This window comes from Streptomyces sp. sk2.1 (assembly GCF_008120935.1).
In the GTDB taxonomy this organism is placed as follows: Bacteria; Actinomycetota; Actinomycetes; order Streptomycetales; family Streptomycetaceae; genus Streptomyces.
This window is the reverse complement of record NZ_RDBO01000300.1, coordinates 1-3,483: the sequence shown is the minus strand read 5'-3', so window position 1 is coordinate 3,483 and position 3,483 is coordinate 1. Positions and strand designations below refer to the sequence as shown.

The window sequence follows — 3,483 nt, the reverse complement described above, 5'->3', positions numbered from 1 at the left end:
GGCCTGTCCGCCCACTGGAGCCGGGCGATGCGGGCCTGGGTCGCCGAACAGGACTGGCTGACCCTGGAACGCCTCCCGGCATACGCCCCCGAGCTGAATCCGGTGGAACTGCTGTGGTCCTCACTCAAGAAACGCGAACTCGCCAACCTCGCCGGCGACCACCTCGCCGATGTCGCCGACGCCACCGAACAAGGCATCCACCGCATCAACCACAACCCACAACTGCCCTGGTCCTTCCTCGCCCACACAGGCCTGACCATCCACCCACCACACCCACCGAACTTACGAAAAGATCAGTAGGGCCCGGCTCGCCCCGTCCTCGTCCCCGCCCAGTTCCTGCGCGTCCGGGGAACGGTGACACGAGCTCACATACCAAGTGGCCCCACGGCCGTAGCCGACGCGTGGTGGTGATCGTTGGCCAGGCATGACCAGCACTCAAGATGGACCGATGCCGTACGGAACCGAAGGTCTGCCTGCGGCAATGCAGTCAGCGCGCGAGGCGGGGATGAACGCCCTGAACTCCATCGAGAGCTACCAGGAGGGCGGAGATGAACTTGGTGCACTCGGCCTGTGGTTCTGGCTGCGGAATCAGGCAGAGATGCGCCTGATGGCGGGTTTCGGCCGCCAGCGGATGGCTGAAACCCCGTGGGATCAGGTCGCCCAGGCCCTCCAGGCTCATGAACCGGCGCCCCTGGAGCGCTGGGGCGGTGTCGGCCCTGTCCTCCAGGAAGCGTCCCCGCGCGAATAACAGAGCCGCACGCGAGCGGCGCCAGGCTTCGCCACCAGCAAGAGGAGATTGGTACCGAACCCGCCCGCCGCCAGTTCGCCGGGGAGCACCGACCCCAGAACTGCTTTCGCCTTCCCAGGCTGGCAGCAGGGCAGCGCGCCGGGGCCGGCCCGAAGGGACCGCCGCCGACGCGCTGTAGAACACATCGATTGCGCGTACGCACCTACCGCACCACGACGGTGGGCGAGGTCCACCTCTTGGAGTAGTTGCCGTCGCTCACGCTGCTGACGGTCTGAACCGCGTTACCCGACGCCAAGCGGGGGCGGGTCTCGTTGAAGCAGACCCCCTGGCCTGCCAACGGACCGTCACAGAAACCGGCAGCAGGTCTCTCCTTGCCTGCCTCCCAGCTTCGGGTCTCCCCGTTGATCATGCCTCCGCCCGGGACGTTCACAATGGTCGCGCCTTGATAACTCGACCCGGACACCACGACACACGATTGCGCTTGCAGCCCTTGCCGGATGGTCACCGTCGGGCCGCATGTCCACCGGGAGTCCATTCCGGGGAACGCGTTCCATGAGGCCGCCTGCGCCGGGGCAGCGGACAACAGGACCGCACAGCCCGCAACCGCGACGACGCCAATCTTCCGCTTCACCTTGGGTCTCCCTCTACTCGGAATGGCTCGCCGGTCGGCAACCTAGATCAGGTGGCTTTCGAGCGCCAGACCGCAACAACATGAGCGCCGCCACCCTGCGAGTGTCTGGCGTAGTGGTGCTCGGACCGGGGGCGAATCCTTGGCGTCGCTATCGCGAGATGCGCCCCTCGGCGATGGCGTCGACCCATCGTTCGTACTCGCGTCTCAGAACGAGCTGCTCATCGGTGAATTCGAGCAGCGGCGCGAAAGCCTGGTCCGGGTGTGCTGCCTGCCAGCGTTCTTCCTCGGCCTCCACCAGCAGTCTGAGCGCCGTGTGGAGTCCGGCCAGCTGTGGGTAGCGGCGGTGCAGTTCCTCACCGCCGTAGTGCAGGTCGTGACCGCTGTCGCGGTATTCGGCGGCCACCTCGGCATCGCTGCGCCCCACCTCATTGCGCACAGCTGTCGAGAGGGTGCGGCGAGAGACCCCTGTGAGCTCCTCGGCGTCGTCCATCGGGATCTGGTGGAGAGTGCGCAGCGGTCGCTCCACGCTCTCCATTACCGTGCGGTGGTCCCGAAGGGCTTGCCCCATCTCCGCCACGGCGGCCCGCGAGGTGGATCTTGGTGGTTAGCCCGCCGCGGGAGCGGCCAATGGCGTGGTGGTCTGGTTCGTCGGCCGGGGCCCCCCTTTTTCGGGCCCCGGCTGCGTTCTGATGGGCACGCACGATGGTGGAGTCGACCGAGACGACCCAGTCCAGGTCGCCCTCGGCGTCGGCCTGGGCCAGCAGGGCCGTGAAGGCACGCTCCCAGGTGCCGTCGATCGCCCAGTTTCGCAGCCGGGTGTACACGCCCTTCCACGATCCGTACTCGCGGGGCAGGTGTATCCACTGCGAACCGGTCTGGAACTTCCAAGCGATCGCGTCGATCACCTGACGGTGACCACGCCACCGCCCGCCCCGCTTCGGCGTCCGATCCGGCAACAACGGCTCTATGCGCGCCCACTGCGCGTCAGTCAACGGCACGACCGGTCCAACGATCCGATGATCGGCAAGTGGCGGTCATCAGGCTGGGTATTCCGCCACACTGGTGCGATGAACTTCGGGGCAGGGCTTGGCGAGGGTGGCTGGGGCGATGACGGGGCCCTCCGGGCTGCGCTAGCGCGTACGGCCGAGGGGCTCGGGCTTGCCCTGCCCGAGTCGGACGGGAAGTGGGGACGCCTCGCAGAGTACGTCGATGCGAGGAGCGGCCGGCGCGTGATGGTGTATCCGCCCGGCGAGGGGCGTCGGACTTTCCAGGTGAACCTCCAGGACAACGGCACACGCCTGGCCTGTGGGTGGACCGCAGACATGGCCGAAGTAGTCAGGGCGACGGCTGCGTGGACGGGCGGCGCGGGCCTCGAGGAGACCAGGGCTTGCGCCCCGTTCGTCCAGTTCAGGCCCTGGGCCCTCGTCCACGAGCGGGAGCCGTTCGGTGTCGTCGAGTTGGCGTGGCGTGTCAAGCTCGACCGCATCCACATGCCGCCGTACGACCGGCACCCGCGTCCCCACGCGATGCTGGCGGCGGCGTACGCCCAGCCGGTGCTCCGCCAGCTGATGCCGGTCAACAGCCACTTCAATCTCTGGTTCTCCACCAGAGTCGAGGAGTTCCGGAAGACGCGGGTCGGGTACATCATCTGCCCGTACGACGAGGGGCTGTACGGGGTGCGGAACGAAGGTGAGCTGGTCGCGCGCACCAAGACGCCGGAGGAAGCCGTCGCTTTCGTGGTGGCCGCCCTCCCGGAGGGGTTCGGGCCAGCGAGCTGAGGCTAGAGGACCGCGCAGCGCGCGGGGCTCTTACTGATCGTTTCAGAATGAGGTTCGGAGTCGTCTCAAACAGATGATGCTGCAGGCGAGTTGGAGCAGTCCGAGGTGGAGGTCGGCGCGTATCTCGTAGCGGATCCGCAGTCGTTTGAACTGGTGGAGCCAGGCGAAGGTCCGCTCCACGACCCAGCGCGTCTTGCCCAGCCCCGAGCCGTGCGGGACACCTCGACGGGCGATCTTCGGGGTGATGCCCCGAGCCCGCAGGATGCGGCGGTACTTGTCGTAGTCGTAGCCGCGGTCGGCGAACAGCCGTCGCGGCCGGTGACGAG

Annotated in this window: 5 protein-coding genes and 1 pseudogene; 3 read left to right on the top strand and 3 right to left on the bottom strand. The window is 67.5% G+C overall.

Annotated elements, in window-relative coordinates; translation table 11 throughout:
• Positions 1-300, top strand: a 300-nt coding sequence (locus EAO76_RS44065) for a transposase (RefSeq protein ID WP_148841804.1), incomplete at its 5' end; no start/stop codon positions are given.
• A gap of 124 nt (positions 301-424) precedes the next feature.
• Entirely contained in the window at positions 425-748 is a 324-nt protein-coding gene (locus tag EAO76_RS44060) for a hypothetical protein (RefSeq protein WP_187439086.1), read from the top strand.
• A 779-nt stretch (positions 749-1,527) separates the two neighbouring features.
• On the opposite strand, the gene EAO76_RS45275 is transcribed toward EAO76_RS44060, so the two are convergent.
• Both EAO76_RS45275 and EAO76_RS44055 read right to left on the bottom strand, forming a co-directional pair.
• Positions 1,528-1,947: a hypothetical protein gene (locus EAO76_RS45275; RefSeq protein WP_262376292.1), complete on the bottom strand. Its 420-nt coding sequence runs from the start codon at positions 1,945-1,947 to the stop codon at positions 1,528-1,530.
• A 16-nt stretch (positions 1,948-1,963) separates the two neighbouring features.
• Positions 1,964-2,377 (bottom strand): annotated as a pseudogene (locus tag EAO76_RS44055) (IS5 family transposase); the annotation flags it as partial.
• Positions 2,378-2,446: 69 nt separating this feature from the next.
• On the opposite strand from EAO76_RS44055, the gene EAO76_RS45270 reads away from it, so the two are divergent.
• A complete protein-coding gene (locus EAO76_RS45270) occupies positions 2,447-3,157 on the top strand; it encodes a DUF6193 family natural product biosynthesis protein (protein WP_187439083.1) in 711 nt (236 codons plus the stop codon).
• 42 nt (positions 3,158-3,199) lie between these two features.
• Here EAO76_RS45270 and EAO76_RS44045 read toward each other — a convergent pair.
• A partial coding sequence (locus tag EAO76_RS44045; protein ID WP_148841801.1) for a transposase occupies positions 3,200-3,483 on the bottom strand: 284 nt, incomplete at its 5' end.

Excerpts from the sequence above, each read along its gene's own strand:
- EAO76_RS45275 (WP_262376292.1), bottom strand. The coding sequence starts at position 1,947 with ATGGGGCAAGCCCTTCGGGACCACCGCACGGTAATGGAGAGCGTGGAG.
- EAO76_RS45270 (WP_187439083.1), top strand. The coding sequence starts at position 2,447 with ATGAACTTCGGGGCAGGGCTTGGCGAGGGTGGCTGGGGCGATGACGGG.
- EAO76_RS44060 (WP_187439086.1), top strand. The coding sequence starts at position 425 with ATGACCAGCACTCAAGATGGACCGATGCCGTACGGAACCGAAGGTCTG.